10 protein-coding genes are annotated in these 17,256 nt (G+C 32.3%); 4 read left to right on the top strand and 6 right to left on the bottom strand.

Features of this window, described 5'->3' with window-relative positions; translation table 11 throughout:
- Positions 1 to 7: 7 nt before the first annotated feature.
- The 3 genes from D1816_RS20025 to D1816_RS20015 all read right to left on the bottom strand — a co-directional run bounded on the left by D1816_RS20025 (position 8) and on the right by D1816_RS20015 (position 6,457).
- Positions 8 to 1,495, bottom strand: a complete 1,488-nt coding sequence (locus D1816_RS20025; RefSeq protein WP_066308487.1) for a RagB/SusD family nutrient uptake outer membrane protein — start codon at positions 1,493 to 1,495, stop codon at positions 8 to 10.
- Between the two features lie 23 nt (positions 1,496 to 1,518).
- The gene (locus D1816_RS20020) at positions 1,519 to 4,497 is read right to left on the bottom strand and encodes a TonB-dependent receptor (protein WP_118505216.1); all 2,979 of its coding nucleotides are present in this window, start codon (positions 4,495 to 4,497) and stop codon (positions 1,519 to 1,521) included.
- Positions 4,498 to 4,786: 289 nt separating this feature from the next.
- A complete protein-coding gene (locus D1816_RS20015) occupies positions 4,787 to 6,457 on the bottom strand; it encodes an alpha-glucosidase (RefSeq protein ID WP_118505214.1) in 1,671 nt (556 codons plus the stop codon).
- Positions 6,458 to 7,147: 690 nt separating this feature from the next.
- On the opposite strand from D1816_RS20015, the gene D1816_RS20010 reads away from it, so the two are divergent.
- Entirely contained in the window at positions 7,148 to 8,179 is a 1,032-nt protein-coding gene (locus D1816_RS20010) for a LacI family DNA-binding transcriptional regulator (RefSeq protein ID WP_082832270.1), read from the top strand.
- A gap of 38 nt (positions 8,180 to 8,217) precedes the next feature.
- On the opposite strand, the gene D1816_RS20005 is transcribed toward D1816_RS20010, so the two are convergent.
- The 3 genes from D1816_RS20005 to bglX all read right to left on the bottom strand — a co-directional run bounded on the left by D1816_RS20005 (position 8,218) and on the right by bglX (position 14,521).
- Complete coding sequence (locus D1816_RS20005; protein WP_066308499.1) at positions 8,218 to 9,231, bottom strand: LacI family DNA-binding transcriptional regulator; 1,014 nt, start codon at positions 9,229 to 9,231, stop codon at positions 8,218 to 8,220.
- Positions 9,232 to 9,251: 20 nt separating this feature from the next.
- Positions 9,252 to 12,035 (bottom strand): hypothetical protein, encoded by a 2,784-nt coding sequence (locus D1816_RS20000; protein WP_118505212.1) that lies wholly within the window; start codon positions 12,033 to 12,035, stop codon positions 9,252 to 9,254.
- Between the two features lie 167 nt (positions 12,036 to 12,202).
- Entirely contained in the window at positions 12,203 to 14,521 is a 2,319-nt protein-coding gene (gene bglX, locus D1816_RS19995) for a beta-glucosidase BglX (RefSeq protein WP_233565273.1), read from the bottom strand.
- A 542-nt stretch (positions 14,522 to 15,063) separates the two neighbouring features.
- On the opposite strand from bglX, the gene D1816_RS19990 reads away from it, so the two are divergent.
- The 3 genes from D1816_RS19990 (at position 15,064) to D1816_RS19980 (ending at position 17,247) form a co-directional block, all read left to right on the top strand.
- A complete protein-coding gene (locus D1816_RS19990) occupies positions 15,064 to 15,399 on the top strand; it encodes an arsenosugar biosynthesis-associated peroxidase-like protein (protein ID WP_066313279.1) in 336 nt (111 codons plus the stop codon).
- A 93-nt stretch (positions 15,400 to 15,492) separates the two neighbouring features.
- Positions 15,493 to 16,560: an arsenosugar biosynthesis radical SAM (seleno)protein ArsS gene (arsS, locus tag D1816_RS19985; RefSeq protein ID WP_066313276.1), complete on the top strand. Its 1,068-nt coding sequence runs from the start codon at positions 15,493 to 15,495 to the stop codon at positions 16,558 to 16,560.
- A gap of 3 nt (positions 16,561 to 16,563) precedes the next feature.
- Complete coding sequence (locus D1816_RS19980) at positions 16,564 to 17,247, top strand: DUF2064 domain-containing protein (RefSeq protein WP_118505210.1); 684 nt, start codon at positions 16,564 to 16,566, stop codon at positions 17,245 to 17,247.
- Positions 17,248 to 17,256 lie beyond the last annotated feature (9 nt).

Below are 17,256 nucleotides of genomic sequence, written 5' to 3'. Positions count from 1 at the left end.
ATATTAATTAATACCCAGGATTTTGATCTAAGTTTGGATTTGTAGCTACAGCAGCAGCTGGGATTGGGAATAAGTTTCTGAAATCTTCAGTATTTGTTTTCATATCCCAAGTTGTATTAAATGTTCCAAAACGTATTTGATCGTTACGTCTCCATCCTTCGATCCATAACTCTCTACGACGTTCTAACAAAAGTTCATCCATAGTGTAACTTCCTGCGGCAGTAACGCCTCTAAGTGTTCTTAAACCATCTATAATACTTTCTGCTGTTTCAGCAGAAGTACCACCTCTCATGATTGCTTCAGCTTTCATTAATACAACATCAGCATATCTTGCTAATACACTACCGTTTTGAGGATCAGGATTACCATCAGCATTCTTGTTTGTATACTTCATTGGTCTTACACCTGTACGTTCATTATTCCCGCTAATTCCTGTAGGGAAATCTTTTGTAAACACTAAAGGATTTCCTCCTCTATCATTTAAGGCTGTTCCATCTGGAGCAAATTGCTGACCGATTAACATTCCTGTTCCAACCCCAGCAGTACCAGGATCTCCTAAACGAATATCTGCACTATCGAATGAATCATAAACTTCACCTAATGTAACAAACCCATTCCATCCTCCTTGAAAAGGGTGCAAGATATTCCAAACTCTGTTTCCTGTACCTGTATCTAAAGCCAAAACAATCTCTTGATTTGCATGTCCTGGTAAGAAAATACCAAAATAATCAGCATCAAGTGTATATCCTTGAGCAGTTACAGCATCACAAAACTCAACAACTTTTGTATAATCGGCAGCATCTGCACTACCTGTATATACAGCTTTATTAAGATATACTTTTGCTAATAAGAAATTAGCAAAAGCCTTATTTACAGTATATATATCTGTTAAATCGGCATCTTCTAAATCTGGTAATGCTTCTGTAAGGTCCTGAACAATAAAATCAAAAGCCTCTGCTCTACTCATTACCATTGGGTTTACATCAACACCTTCATTTACTCCTCTAAAAGGTACCTGACCAAAGAAGTCCATTACATAGAACATATTTAATGCCCGTAAAGTCTTTGCTTGTGCCAATTGGGCTGGTGTAGCGTTAGATTCTGGTGCTATAATCTGATTACATCTAAATACAGCCGCATTACGATTATTCCAAGCGGTAAGTATATGTGCATGTGTTGGTGTCCATGCATGCTGATGCATTGTTCTCCAAATACCATTATCTCCCCAGTCTGCTCCTCTAGTAACCACAGCTAATTCATCTGAAGACACTTCAAGAAGTGCATAGGTATTAGCCTGATCTCCCATTCCTTCAATATCATTATATGCAGATTCTAAAAAATTACCTGCATCAATTCCAGCAAATGCACCAGAACTATCTTCTGCTGGCACAGAATCATCAAATGTTGGCTCTAAATCAGTACACGCAGCTCCTCCCAATACTAGTAAAGCTCCAAAAACGTACCGTACGCCGATCTTAAAATTTAAATTTTTCATTTTTGTGTTTTTTTTATAATTTACTAAAAAGCTACGTTTAATCCTAATGTAAAGGTCCTAGCTCTTGGAAAGGCTGTATAATCAATCCCGATAGATGGAACCCCGTTAATCTGTTTATTTACAGATACTTCTGGATCTTGTCCGCTATAATCTGTAATTACAAATAAGTTTTGGGCATTCATAAATAGTCTCAATGAATTAAATAGCTTAGAATTAGCTACATCAAAATTATACCCTAAAGTCACATCTTGTAGTCTTAAGAATGAACCATTCTCTAAGAACCTTGTAGAAACATCACCTGCATTAAATGGATCTTCTGTACCTATCAAAGCAGCAGCATCTGTAGATACATTTCTTCCTTGAGATAAATTTGCTACTGTAAATAACGCATTGGCATTGTTATTATATATTTTATGCCCGAATTGCCCAGTTAAAAATAAAGTTAAATCAAAATCTTTATATTTAAAACTATTAGAAAAACCTAACGTAAAGTCTGGCAATGGACTATCGCCTGTAAATTTCTGGTTATCGACTCCACCAACATATTGAGCAATACCATTTGCATCAAAACCTGTAAACTCTCTTAAAAAGTAAGCATATAACGGTTGACCATCTGCAATTTGTTGTGCAAATGCTCCTGTTAACCCAGGACCATCAATAGCACCTGTATTTAATGGAGCTTCTGTATAGTTCTGAACTTCGTTTTTATTATATGCTATATTAAATGAAGAATCCCAAAAGAAGTTTTCTGATTCTAAAACAGTAGCGTTAATTAAAAATTCAACACCTTGGTTAATTACATCGGCATCTAAATTTCTAAATACAAAAGGATTAACCGCCGGCTGAGCACTAGTTACTTGAATTAATAAATCAGAAGTCACTTTACGATAAAAATCTACTTGTCCATTAATCCTACCATTCAGGAATCCAAAATCTAAACCTAAGTTAAACTGAGAAGTTTCTTCCCACTGTAAATCAGGATTATTAAATGCAACTCCTCCTTCTCCTCCAGGAGTAAATAATCCGTTATTATCAATAGCACCAACACCAAAACGAGTTCTTTCTACATATTGATTAGAAGGAATCTCTTGGTTACCAGTAATACCATATCCTACTCTTAATTTTAAATCTGTAAATACTTCTGGAATAAAATCTTCATCAGACATTCTCCATGCTGCTGCAAAAGAAGGGAAATATCCGTATTTATTATTATCTCCAAATCGTGTAGAACCATCTGCTCTTACCGTAGCTGTTAATAAATATTTTCCTTTATGAGAGTAATTAACTCTACCAAAATACGATTGCAATTCATCAACAACATTCGCAGAGTTTGCACCAAAAGCACTAGCAGATCCAATATTATTGATCATAAGTTCTGTATTGGCTGTTCTAAAATCTGCTGCAATTGTAGTTCTTGCTTCTCCTCTAAATCGTTGATATGAATATCCTAATAAAGCATCTATTGTATTGCTTTCATCAATTTCTTTATTATAGTTGAAATACGCTTCCCATAATCCTGTAGTAACAGCTAAATCATCTATTTGTGCTCTACCAAGACCCTGAACACCAGTTACTGGTAAATCAGAAGAAAATGCTCCTGCTCTAGTCGAAGTAGATTTATCGATACCTACTAATGTTTTAAAAGATAATTCGTCTGTAAATGAATATTCTGCAGATAAATTTGCGAATGTTCTAAATGTATTTGTATTATCTGTGATATAAAATAACAGTGCCGCTGGATTGATCTGCTCAACAGATCCTGTTAGCGTTGGTATACCATTAGCATCAAAAGGTGCCAAAGTTGGATTTGAATAGTATGCAGTAGAAATTAAATCTCCACGAGCATTTGCATTATCAGATACTGGAGCACGCTCATCCTCTATATCAGATACTGTTAATTGTGTTTCAAGTTTAAGTTTATCGTCGAAAAAACTATAGTTTCCATTAAATCTTGCTGTAAATCTTTCTAAACCACTATTTTCTACAACACCTTCTTGATCAGAATATCCAACAGAAAAACGATATCCACCTCTTTCTTCTGCTCCACCAAAAGCTACATTATAATTGGATGAAAAAGAATTTCTAAAAATTACATCTTGCCAATCCGTATCTGCTCCTTGATCTAAAACACTTAAATCTGCACCTAATGAACTTTGAGCTGCTAAGTATCCAGCTCTATCTAATAATTCTATTCTTCTGGAAACCGATCCCGTAGAAATAGAAGAGGAGAATTCTAATAATGGAACTCCAACTTTTGCTTTTTTAGTTGAAATAATTACTACACCATTTGCACCACGAGAACCATAAATTGCGGTAGCGGATGCATCTTTTAAGATATCAATACTAGCAATATCATTTGGATTTAAGAAATTTAGTGGGTTTTTTGCAGATGCTGCTCCAATATCAGATCCTCCTGTTCCCGCAGAAGTATCTGTACCATTTAATGGAAAACCATCTACAACATAAAGCGGGTTATTATTTGATCGAACTGAAGAAGTACCTCGAATTCTTAGGTTAATGCCTGCTCCAGGTTCACCACTAGTTTGGGTAATTTGAACCCCAGCAGTTTTACCTTGTATTAACTGTTCTGGCGAAGAAATCACACCTCCATTAAAATCTTTTGCTTTTACGGTGGCTACAGCTCCTGTCGCATCTTTAGCACGAATAGAACCATATCCGATTACAACCACTTGTTCAAGTTCTGCTGCATCTTCTTCTAGTGTTACGTTAATCGTGGTTTGCCCATTTACGGAAACTTCCTTTGACTTGAAACCTACATAACTAAAAACTAAAATTGCATCGCTTGCAACATTATCTAAGGTATACTTACCGTCAAAATCCGATACTGAACCATTAGATGTCCCTCGTACTAGAACATTTACACCTGGCACAGGACCACTTCCATCAGATATTACCCCTGAAACTGTAATCTGTGAATACAACATACTCCCCGATAAAAATACCAATAAGAATATGAGCTTTTTAAGTATCATACTTTTCATAATATAGAGTTTGATTTAAATTTTTAATTGATTTGTTGTTTAACTTATTTTATTAATTATTGTTTATTGATAAAAAGTTTATTCTAGTTTTTAGTAACAGTGAGACATCTAAGTCTTTTACCACATTTGACTCATTTTGTAACTGTAAAGTCAAAATTAAAAACAAAAAGTTACAAAAAAAATAGATGCCTCACTTGTCACACCTTCGAGAAGTTTTATAAAAAACTTCTACGCTAACAAACAAAAACTATTTTCACTTTCTACTGAATTCATATTTGTTTCTCATTTATTATTCGAATTTTAAAATTAAACCTTGATATGGCTTAAGATTGATAACTTCATTATCAAACATTAAGCTCTCGTAATTATTTACTATTATGTTTTTATTTGTACATTTATTAGGCAATGTAAACTTAGAATTGTTATCACTAAAATTTAATATCACTAGTATTCTTATTTCGTCTAGTGTTTTGGTATACGCATAAATACTTGGATTATCATACTCCAACTCTTCCACATCTCCGTAAACAAATACGTCATTGCTTTTTCGGATGTTTAATACATTTCTATAAAAATTAAGTATCGAGTTTGGATCATTTTCTTGAGTTACTGTATTAATCTTATTGTAATTTGGATTTACTTTTAACCAAGGTTCGACAATAGAAAAACCCCCATTAATTTCATCATTCCATTGCATTGGTGTTCTGGCATTATCTCTTCCTTCTTTATTTATTAATTCTAGAGCTCGTTCTTTAGACATTTTTTGAGTCCCTAAATTTTCTTCATAAAAATTTAAAGACTGCACATCTCTTACCTCATTAATAGATTCTAAAACAATATTGGTCATTCCAATTTCATCTCCTTGATAAATATTTAAGGTTCCGTTTTGGGTGGATTGCATTATAAAAAGCATTTTTGCAGATTCTGCCCAATATTTATCATCATTCCCAAATCGTGACACCATTCTAGCAAAATCATGATTACCCATAGCATTTGCTAACCAACCTTTTTGATGAACGGCATCTCTCCATTTCTTAAAAATACTTTTCATATTAACCAGATCAAAAGATGATGACTCTTCAAACTTACCATTAACTATAGTACATTCAAGAATATCAAAATGATACAACATATCAAGTTCTTCTCGATCATTATTAATATACAAACCTGCATTATCGTGATTAATCCCTACTCCTTCTGCTAAAGAAAATGCGTCATAATGTCGAATAACTTTTTCCCTCATTTCCTTTAAATACTCATGCAACCTAGGACCATTAGCATATACATCTTCAATTACCTTTCTAAATCCAACATTTGGTGCATTTGGATATCCATCTCTTTTCGAGATCAATGGGATGACGTCCATTCTAAATCCATCAACTCCTTTATCCAGCCAAAACTTCATTGCATTAAATATTTCTTCTCTTACTTTTGGATTTTCCCAATTAAGATCAGGTTGTTTTCTTGTAAACAGATGCAAATAGTATTCACCTGATGTTTCATCAAACTCCCATGCGCTTCCACCAAAAAACGATTTCCAATTATTTGGAGGCCCTCCATTACTTAGAGGTTTTTTCCAATGAAAATAATCCCTATACGGATTATCTTTTGATTTTTTTGCTTCTTCGAACCACTTATGCTCATCTGAACAGTGATTGGCTACCAGATCTAAAACCAGCTTCATGCCTCTTTTATGAGTTTTTTCAAGCAATTCATCAAAATCTCTCATTGAGCCAAACTCGGGCATTATCGCACGGTAGTCACTAATATCGTATCCATTATCATCGTTGGGAGAGCTAAAAATCGGGCTCAGCCAAAGAATATCTATATTAAGTTTTTCTAAATAGTCTAATTTCTCTATAATCCCTCGTATATCACCAATGCCATCATTATTACTATCATTAAAACTTCTGGGATAAATTTGGTAGATAGTCCCTTTTTTAAACCAAGAAAAATTCACTCAACAATCAATTAATTTTTAAACAATAATTTATTTTATATCTAGCATACAGTACTGTATGATTTTAACCTTACTTTATCTGCATAACACTAATTCAAGCCTATTAAATCACAAATAGTGTTAAATTTTTAAAAAATCACTAACTAAACAAGCTATTCATTGACAAAAATATAGCGATATTTATATACAATCGTCGACTTAATCCTCTTTACATTATATATACATCTATAAAAATTCTCAACAACTACACAATAAAAAACTAATAATCAATATTTTACATAAAAAATAACATTTACACTACAATATCAAAATTGTATTAAAAAAGCAATTGAGTATAGATTTTGTAAAGATTGACTTATATGTAATGTCTTTAAAAATTAACATTATTACTCTTTATCGCACAGCATCAAAATTTCCTAAACCCTGTTAAGCATTGCTTTTTTTATTCTAAATTAGCACAGCTATATATATTAAACCTAAGTATTTTGGGGAGGTTTTTTTATTACATTTTTCAAAATTTTAAGCAATAACGTATGCGAATTGCCTAAAAATCAAATATGTTTATTACAAATTACTAAACTATTCAGATATATGAATAGCAATCCTTTCACTTAAAAAAATACAAACGTTTGTATTATTATATATTTACTGAAAATGATGTTTTAATAACAATTTTTTAACTAAATTCTAATGACTTTTAAAAAAAGGAGGGTGAAACTTGAAGATATCGCTAGACATCTTAATATTTCTATTGCTACAGTTTCAAGAGCTTTAGACGAAAGCCCTAGGGTAAAAGAAAGCACTAGAGAAAAAGTTTTCAAAACTGCTAAGGCAATGGGTTATATGCCTAATCAGATCGCAAAAAGTCTAAGTTCGGGAAAAACTAACATCATTGGGGTTATAATACCTAGATATGATGAACCATTTTTTATAGAGGTCTGTAGAGGAATTGACGAATATGCAAGAGAACATAATTATAAAATATTAATTAGCTCTTCAAGAAATTCGTTTGAATTTGAAAGGGACAATCTTATTGCTTTTGAACGTGGATTAGTTGATGGAATTATTCTCTCTCCTACTCATGAAACAGAGATGTTTGCTCATATTAGAAATATTACACGCAAAGGCATACCTGTGGTATTATTTGACAATATTAGAGAAGAAGTACCAGGAGCAGATCATATCCTTATAGATGACGATAAAGCTTCGTTTAATGCCGTTGAATATCTTATTAAAAAAGGAAAAAAGAGAATTGCTTTTATTGGCGGTATAATCGAAAAAAAAGTATTTCAAGATCGATACAAAGGTTTTCTGGAAGCTATGAAGCAATACAACGTAACTATATATGACGAATTAGTTATGCACTGTGCCTCATTAGATCGAGATCTAGAAGACATGGAAATACAAAACTTTTTTAAAAATCAAAAAATAAAACCTGATGCAGTTTTTGCTTGTACAGACAATTATGGCCTACTCGCCATGAAAACACTTCTTAGATCTGGTCGAAAAATCCCCGAAGAAGTCTCTGTAATTGGCTTTGGAGATCTTGGACTAGGCGCAGTATTTGTTCCTTCTATGACTTGTATCGCTCAACCTACTTTTGAGATGGGTCAAAAAGCCGCAGCATTATTAATTGATCAATTAAACGAACCCAGTGATGTGAAACATCATAAAAGAGTAGTAAAACTTGCAACTAACTTAATCCTAAGAGACAGTACTTGAACAATGATTACTGATATATAAAACCAAGTTACACTTAATCAGTTTGTAGAATCCCTAACAATTAAAGAGGTTTTTACTATTTCTGTTTTGGGTTTGTAATTTTCGTCAAAATTATCAAGGTGACTAACTAGAATTTGAGCTGCTTTAGCCCCTAGTTCTTCGGCATGTTGAGAAACGGTAGTTAATTTGGGATACGAATGTTGAGAAAGTAAACCATCTGTAAAACCAATTACAGAGACTTCTTCGGGGATTTTATACCCTAATTTTAAAGACATATTAATGGTAATTGCTGCTGCAGTCTCATCTAAACCAAGTACTGCATCAATATCGTTTTCTCGTAAAAAATCTTCTATTTCAGATTCAAAAGTATTAGGATCCTTTAAAGGCAATTGTTTCAGAGATACTTTATCATTTTTATCTGTAACTTCTTTTGCTCCTTCTAATCTTAACTTTGCTACACTTAAATCATTACTAATTGTTGTAATGACTGCTATTTTTGTGCAACCTGTATCAATTAAGTATTGAATAGCATTTTTTGAAGCTACTTTATCATCGACGACTACTTTATCACAATTAATCTCATCGGTAACTCTATCAAACATGACTACTGGAACACCATCTCTTTTTAAATCTGTGTAATGATCAAATTTATTTAAAAATTGAGTTTCTTGACTTAATGCAACTATAAAACCATCAACACTGCTGTAATTAAGCATTTCTACATACTCCAATTCTTTTTTGAAAGATTCGTTTGTAATACATGTAACGATCTTATACCCACTATTAGATGCCTCTTGTTCTATACCGAACAAAGCTTTTGCATAAAAATGGTTTAAAATTTCAGGCAGAATAACTCCTATTGTTTTTGTCTTATTACTTTTAAGACTAACAGCTAGTGCATTAGGTTTATAATTGTAAAAATTAGCTAATTCATGAACTCGATTTATAGTTTTTTCACTGATTTCGGGATCATTTTTTAATGATTTAGAAACAGTTGAAATTGACAAATTAAGCTCTTTTGCAAGCTGCTTGAGTGTTACTTTTTTCCTCATGACTCCAATTTTGAAACTTCTTATTTAAGGCTAATAAGAATGTTAATCAAATTATCTTTGGAGTCTAAAGTAAGCTTTTTTCTTAATCTATGCCTGCTAACATCTACACTTTGTGAACTTATTCCTAACAAAGGAGCTATTTCTTTAGAAGATAAATTCATTTTAAGATAGGCACATAATCGTAAATCTTTAGAGGTAAGATTAGGATATTTCTTAGATAACTTCTCATAAAATTCCTGATGAGATTTATCAAAATTAATCTCGAACAGTTTACTTTCTTTATTAGTGATATAATATTCTACAAGTCTAATTAGCTCATTATAACTGTTAGTAGGTAATTTTTGCTCTGATGATTCTTGAACCTTAATAATTTTATTTCGTATCTTTTTAAGAATTTTATTTTTATTAAGATTCACATAAGCAATTTGTGTAAGTTCTCTACTTTTTGCTTTAATTTCATCTTGTAATTTAGCATTGTTTAACTCGATAATCTTGTGTTCTTGTTCTAGTTTTTGAGCTTTATGTTCTTCTTCTTGTTTTTGAAGTTTCTCTGCCTTTTGCTGCAATAACATCCTTTCTTGTTTCTTCATCTTATATCGATTAAACGAAACAGTTGTGATGATCAACAACAAAAACAGTAACAGATATAGCAAGTACGCCCAAGGTGTTCTATATATCGGTGGTTTAATTTTAAATTCAAAAGAAGCTTCCTCGATATTTTCCTTATATTTTGCTCTAATATTAAAACTATAATCCCCTTCAGTTATATTAAATAAGGTTTGTTCTGTACTGGTTGTCCAACTACCCCACTCATCGTCATTGAGTCTTGTTTGATACAAGACTTCTTGACCATAGACAGGTAACGCATAATTAATTTTTAAATCATTATCAGAAAATGGAATCTCTGCTTCTTTATCATATGATTTTTGGCTATTAACGGAAACAAAATCCATTATCAACAAATTGTTCTTTACACTTTCTGGAATTATAACACCATTTTTAGTGTACACCGAAAAACCATTAAATACAGGAATAATCTCACTACTTTCATTTACTGAAAACGCATTTAAAATATCAGGAATTAACTGATCTCTTAATTCATGAAGTACAGTAACGCCTTGCTTGTCTTCAATTGCTACATTTTGATTATCCAAATACCATGTTTGCTGACCCTTTTTAAATATTCTAGGAGCACGCCCCCTATTTTCACCAATAATAACTTTATCAAAAGTGTTATTTTCTTTTAAGTATGTATATTTATGATAGTCTGAAGTAATTACAATCTCATTATCTACCTTAGACATGGATACTTCTGAGCCCCCAAAATCATTAAGAGAATAAAATGCCAATTTCTTTATCTCTTTATTAGCATAATCAAATTTAAATTTAAAAACTCCTTCGGATCTAATCGTTAACCATATATTGTTTTCTACGTCTATCTCAACATATCGAGTAGATTTTTCAAAACCTTTTAGTTTGTAACCACTCCATTTTTGATCAGTTTTTTCATAAAAAGAAACACCACTATAATTACCAGAGATAATACCTTCAAACCCATTACTTTCATCTTTAATAGCCCTAAAATTCCAAGAACCCAGGTCTTCTCCAATTCTAGTTAGGTTATCGCCATTAGCTAAATAAGCACCATTATCATGCCCTATAAAGACCTGATCATCAACTTTTTCTATATTCCAAACTTGACCATTAAGTAATAATTCAAATTCTGGATTTGGCTCATTGGTATTTGCTAAATACAATCCTTGATTGGTACCTAAATACAACAGGTCTTTGTCTTTAAGTACTGCATAGGTTGTTCCAAATTCCCCATAATAATCATAAAAATACTTAAGAGATGAGTTTAATTTGATAAAATCTATTCCGTAATCTAATGCCAACCATAAGTTACTTTCTGAATCTTGGTATATCGATAAAACCGTATTATTTTGTAACCCGCTTTTTTTGTTAATATTTTCGAATTCACCAGTCTCCAAATCTAATATATATAACCCATTAGATACAGTACCTATTGCTATTCTATTATCATGAAGTTTTAAGAACGAAAATATCTGAGCCTTTTTTATCGCATCTAATTCGGAGAACTCAAATGGAATTAATGTATCTCCTATTAGTTTAAATATGCCTTTGGTATCAGTGATAATCACCAAATTCTCGTTAAGACTGGTAACTCCGATAATGTTTTCATTAAGCTTCTGATCACTAACTATAGGCATAAGGTTAGTTCCTTGAAGCTTAAAAACACCATATTTAAGATCATTTACGTATAATTCATCATTAACGATATAGCTCCACTTAAACCGATACGGAGCGGGGATTTTGGTAACAATATTACCTTGATTTACATAAAGATTTCTAAATGTCTGAAATACGACTTCATCATTTACATAATGCGCTCTCCAATACTCTTCTACTTCGGAAATAGCATCTTTCTTTCCTGCCCCAAGAGGCACCACTTTATAATCAGTATATCGTTGATTAACTAATACACCATATTGACCATCTGCTCCGAAATAAATTGAATCTTTGTTCTTAACAAAAAGGTTTCTATTAACAATATCCGACCCGACATTTACTGATTCCCATTTTGTGCCATCAAAAATTAAAACCTGTCCTCCATTGGCGACATAAATCAAACCTGTTTCATCTTGTCCTATATCCCAAGATTGTGTATTAAAACCCATACTTTTAGTATCGTAATGGGTAATTCGAGGTAAAGCCTTTTTTTCAATAAATTGTGAAAAAACCGAACAACTGAAAAACAAAACTATAATTACTACTCGATGCATTTTTATTTTAATTAATATGACAATGCTTATAAATATACCTTAAAAAATCTTAACAATCATAAGGTGAACTTAATACACTACAATGACGCAAATATTACAATTCTTATTTGATACAATTAAAAAAAGATATTTCCATAGAGAATTTTATTAACGGTTTTAAGTATCTTTTACTTAAAAGAAAAATCTTTTTCTAATGCAGTTTTTGAGCTTCCGCCTACAAATATTTTAAATTCACCTGGTTCGGCTTCCCATTTTTTATTAACTGTATAAAACTGAATTACTTCTTCGTTAATCTCGAAAGAAACCGTCTTACTTTTACCTGGTTCTAGTTCTATCATTTCAAAACCTTTTAATTCTTTGACCGGTCTAGTTATACTTCCTATTAAATCACGGATATAGAATTGCACAACCTCTTTCCCACTTACTTTACCTGTATTTTTAACCTCTACAGAAACCGTAATTTTATCACCAGAAGAAAATGATTGCTTACTAATAGCCATATTTTTGTACTCAAACGAGGTGTAACTTAATCCATGCCCAAATGAAAACAACGCATCATTTTTTTCGTCGGTATAATGTGACCAAAATACCATTCCATCAGCATTAGATGGTCTTCCTGTGTTCTTTGCATTGTAATATAAAGGAACTTGCCCCACACTGCGAGGAAAAGAAACAGGTAGTTTTCCTGAAGGATTATAATCTCCAAATAACACATCGGCAATTGCATTCCCAGATTCTGATCCTAGATGCCATGTTTCTAAGATTGCTGAAGATTTTTCAATAATACTAGTTAAAACCAACGGTCTTCCGTTCATTAAAACGACAACAATATTCTTGTTTACCTTAGCTACTGCTTCAAACAGTTTTTGTTGAGGCATTGTTAACTCTATACTAGCTTGACTTCTACCTTCACCAGATTGAAAAGCTTCTTCTCCTAAAGCTAAAATAACAACCTCTGCGCCTTTTGCCGCCTGAACAGCTTCTGGAATCCCTGCTAAATCCTCTCTATTTACCTTCAACTCTCGAACAAAACTTCGTTGTCCTACTCCAACAGCCACTCCCTTTGCATGAGATATTTTTACGTCTTTACCAACAGCACTTTTAATTCCTTCAAGAAGTGATACTGCAGAATTTTCTGTAGCCATTGCCCTCCAGCTACCTATAGGCGTATCCTTATCATCAGCTAACGCCCCTATAACGGCAATACTTTTTATATTTTTCTTGAGCGGTAAAATACTATTATTATTTTTTAACAATACAATAGATTTTTTAGCAACATCTCTAGATGCTTCTAAATTTTCTTTGGTATAAATTTCATTTTTCTCTCTATTTTCATCACAATATTTGTAAGGGTCATCAAACAATCCTAATTGAAACTTTACCCTAAGAATACGTTTCGCAGCATCATCTATCAATTTCTCATCTACTTTTCCATCTTTCACTAATTGTTCCAACCCTTTCTCATAAGCGCGACCTTCCATATCCATATCATTACCTGCTACAATCGCCTTCTGGGATGCATCAACTCTATCCTTAACATATCCATGATAAATCATCTCTGCTATTGAAGCCCAATCTGAAACGATGAAACCATTCCAACCCCATTTGTCCTTTAAAATATCACGTTGCAAACCTTTATGTCCGGTCGCAGGTATACCATCTATTTCATTAAAAGCACTCATCATAGATGCTACGCCAGCTTCTGCTGCAGCCTTAAATGGTGGCAGTACTGTATTATGCAATTCATACTCTCCGATGTTAACCGTATTATAATCTCTACCGCCCTCGGCAAAACCATATGCTGCAAAATGCTTTGCACAAGCAGCCAATGTTTCTTTTCCTGAAAGATCATTTCCCTGAAAACCATTGATTCTTGCAACAGCTACTTTAGCTCCAAAAAAAGGATCTTCTCCGGCACCTTCCATTATTCTGCCCCATCGTGCATCTCTAGAAATATCTACCATAGGACCAAAAGCCCAATTGATACCCGCAGCAGTTGCTTCTTTTGCAGCTACAGAAGAAGATTTCTTAATTGCCTCAAGATCCCAACTTGCACTCTCTGCTAAAGGAATAGGAAAAATAGTTTTGAACCCATGAATCACATCGTATCCAAAAAGTAATGGTATTTTTAGTCTAGAATTCTCTACTACTTTAGACTGTAACTCTCTAGTACCTGCAACAGATGTTACATTTAACATTGCACCTACTTCTCCATTTTTTAATTTTTCGTACTTCTCTTTATTTCCAACATCAGAAGGAGGTCCGGTCACATCCCAACTTCCGTTATATAAAACTAATTGCCCTATTTTTTCTTTCAATGTCATTTTAGCCAATAAAGCATCAACTTTATTTTCTATCAAACTTTCTTTATTTTTATTTAAAGTAGATGGAGTTGTAGAATTTTGAGAAAACAAAACCATAGAATTACAAAAAAATGTAACTAAAAAAATAACAATGGTTGTTTTACTATTGTTCTTTATTTTCATAAAATAGAATTTTCAAATTTTAATATTTACAATTCTAAATTTACAATACACTTTACAAAAAACGTATAGTATTAAATCTAAACATTATATATACAGTTTACAAAAAAATAATTATTTAAAACATTGTAAAAACATAAAATTTTGATAATCAATTGTTTAAATTCTAAAAATCAAACCATAAATCTATATAAAAATTATAAAATATAGAATAACTGTAAATATTTTATAAATATATAACTTTACTTTTTTAGAATACTCCAAAACCTATTTTGTCTAGTTTTTTCTTAGCATCTAGAAACATAAGTAAATTAACTACCGCATTAAAAAACACTTTACATTACGCTATTATTTTTTCTAAAAACACTTTATAATTACAAATAATCACCTTAAAAAAATATATAAATCTATTTTCTGTTCTTATTACTTTATCTTCATAATAAAAATTTTAGCTTTTTTAATTAAACAAAATAGCTTTTATTGTAAGTATTAATTCACGTATACGACATATAGCTTTTATATCTGTCGATAAAACATCACATAGCATGTCAAAAACATATTACGATCCAGCAGATCTTAGAAAATTTGGAAAAATAACAGAGTGGAGCGAAGAGTTAGGTACTAAGTTCTTTGATTATTACGGTAAAGTCTTTGAAGAAGGCGCTCTAAGTGCTCGTGAGAAATCACTGATAGCACTTGCAGTATCACACGTTGTTAAATGTCCGTATTGTATTGATGCCTATACAAAAGATGGTCTCCAAAAAGGTATTACTAAAGAAGAAATGATGGAAGCTGTTCATGCTGGAGCCGCCATAGAGAGCGGTGCTACCTTAGTTCATGGAGTGCAAATGATGAACAAATATGAAAAACTGTCTATGTAATTGAGACCTGTACTTGGTAAAAACATTTTTTACCTGTCTAAAACTTTCATATCTTAACAGTAGCAGTGATACAAAATAATTCAATAGAGGAAGATGTCTGAAGCGAAAACAAAACAATCCTTACATAAGCGCAATGACCAATTAGCAAATGCAAATAGGCAATTGGAGATTTTAAATAATGGTATTTTTGCAAATGGTGAATTACCGAAATTTGCCGATAAAATTGCAGAGATAGGTTACGCACCTTTACGTCCAAATAAGCTCGAAATCTTACAGATTAATGTGGGATATATGTGTAATCAAGTATGCGAGCATTGTCATGTAGATGCCGGTCCTGACAGAAAAGAAATCATGACCAAAGAAACCATGCTTCAATGTCTTGATGTTATTAAAAAAACTGGAGCACATACTTTAGATTTAACAGGTGGGGCGCCAGAAATGAACCCTAACTTTAGATGGTTTGTTGAAGAAGCTAGTAAAGCAGGAATCAAAGATTTTATTGTTAGAAGTAATCTTACAATAATTAGAGCAAATAAAAAATACTATGACCTGCCAGATTTTTTTAAAAAACATAATGTTCATGTAGTTTCTTCAATGCCACATTGGACCAGAGGTAAAACCGATAAACAACGCGGTGATGGTGTTTTTGACAAATCTATTAAAGCATTACAAGAACTTAATGAACGTGGTTATGGAATGCCAAATAGTGACTTAAGATTAGATCTTGTTTATAATCCTTCAGGAGCATTTTTACCAGGGGATCAAATGTCGATGGAAAAAGATTTCAAAAAAGCATTACTCGAAGATTTCAACATACAATTTCATAACCTCTTTGCAATTACAAACTTACCTATAAGTAGGTTTTTAGATTATCTAATCGCATCAGAAAACTATGAAGATTATATGTATGCTTTGGTAGAAGCTTATAACCCAAGTGCCGTTGCAAACGTAATGTGTACAAATACAATATCAATAAGTTGGGATGGTTGGCTTTACGACTGCGATTTTAATCAAATGCTCGATCTTAAGGTAGCCAGTAAAGTAAAGCATATTAGTGAATATAATGAAGAGTTACTTCAGAATAGAAATATCCTAATATCACAACATTGTTATGGTTGTACAGCCGGGGCAGGAAGTAGTTGTCAAGGAACAGTAGCATAATTTATGAATCAAAAGACCGCCATATTAGTTTTTGCAAATTCAATTCAGGAAGAATTGAAAAACAAAGCTATTATAGGTGGTAAAGCTCTGTTTTCTGAGCTGAATCAAAAAACCATTTTAACGGCACAACGTACTGGTCTTCCATTTTTTGTTTACACAGAAAAAGAACAACGTGGCCATACTTTTGGAGAGCGTTTTGTGAACGCTATTCAAGATGTCTATGATCGAGGATATGAAAATGTTATTACAATAGGTAATGACACTCCTCATCTTACTAAACAGCATTTAATTGAAAGTGTTAAACAACTTGAGAATAATAAATTTGTATTAGGCCCATCGAAGGATGGAGGGTTTTACCTTATGGGATTGCATAAATCCCAGTTTAATATTGATGTATTTTTAAAGTTACCTTGGCAATCAAGAACACTATCCAAATGTATTTCTAGGCTTATTAAAACAGCCAAAATTGAGTTAGTTACATTAGAAATACTTATCGATATAGATACTATTAGTGATATTGAATCTATATCTCGTTTTTTTAGAACACTTTCTGTACATCTAAAAAAAATTATAAAAGCTATACTAAACAGCAAAGTAGTTATTCAAGATACTGTTACAGAACTTATAACTTCTTTGCACACAAATTACTTCTTTAATAAAGGTCCTCCTTTTGTTTCTTTTCAATAATTTAATTTA

Origin of the sequence: Aquimarina sp. AD10 (assembly GCF_003443715.1) — a bacterium.
In the GTDB taxonomy this organism is placed as follows: domain Bacteria; phylum Bacteroidota; class Bacteroidia; order Flavobacteriales; family Flavobacteriaceae; genus Aquimarina; species Aquimarina aggregata.
The sequence above is the reverse complement of the archived record's forward strand: the minus strand, read 5'-3'. Positions and strand labels throughout refer to the sequence as shown.

Coding starts and splice junctions, on each gene's coding strand:
- D1816_RS20025 (WP_066308487.1), bottom strand. CDS start 1,495: ATGAAAAATTTAAATTTTAAGATCGGCGTACGGTACGTTTTTGGAGCT.
- D1816_RS20020 (WP_118505216.1), bottom strand. CDS start 4,497: ATGAAAAGTATGATACTTAAAAAGCTCATATTCTTATTGGTATTTTTA.
- D1816_RS20010 (WP_082832270.1), top strand. CDS start 7,148: ATGACTTTTAAAAAAAGGAGGGTGAAACTTGAAGATATCGCTAGACAT.
- D1816_RS20005 (WP_066308499.1), bottom strand. CDS start 9,231: ATGAGGAAAAAAGTAACACTCAAGCAGCTTGCAAAAGAGCTTAATTTG.
- D1816_RS20000 (WP_118505212.1), bottom strand. CDS start 12,035: ATGCATCGAGTAGTAATTATAGTTTTGTTTTTCAGTTGTTCGGTTTTT.
- bglX (WP_233565273.1), bottom strand. CDS start 14,521: ATGAAAATAAAGAACAATAGTAAAACAACCATTGTTATTTTTTTAGTT.
- D1816_RS19990 (WP_066313279.1), top strand. CDS start 15,064: ATGTCAAAAACATATTACGATCCAGCAGATCTTAGAAAATTTGGAAAA.
- arsS (WP_066313276.1), top strand. CDS start 15,493: ATGTCTGAAGCGAAAACAAAACAATCCTTACATAAGCGCAATGACCAA.
- D1816_RS19980 (WP_118505210.1), top strand. CDS start 16,564: ATGAATCAAAAGACCGCCATATTAGTTTTTGCAAATTCAATTCAGGAA.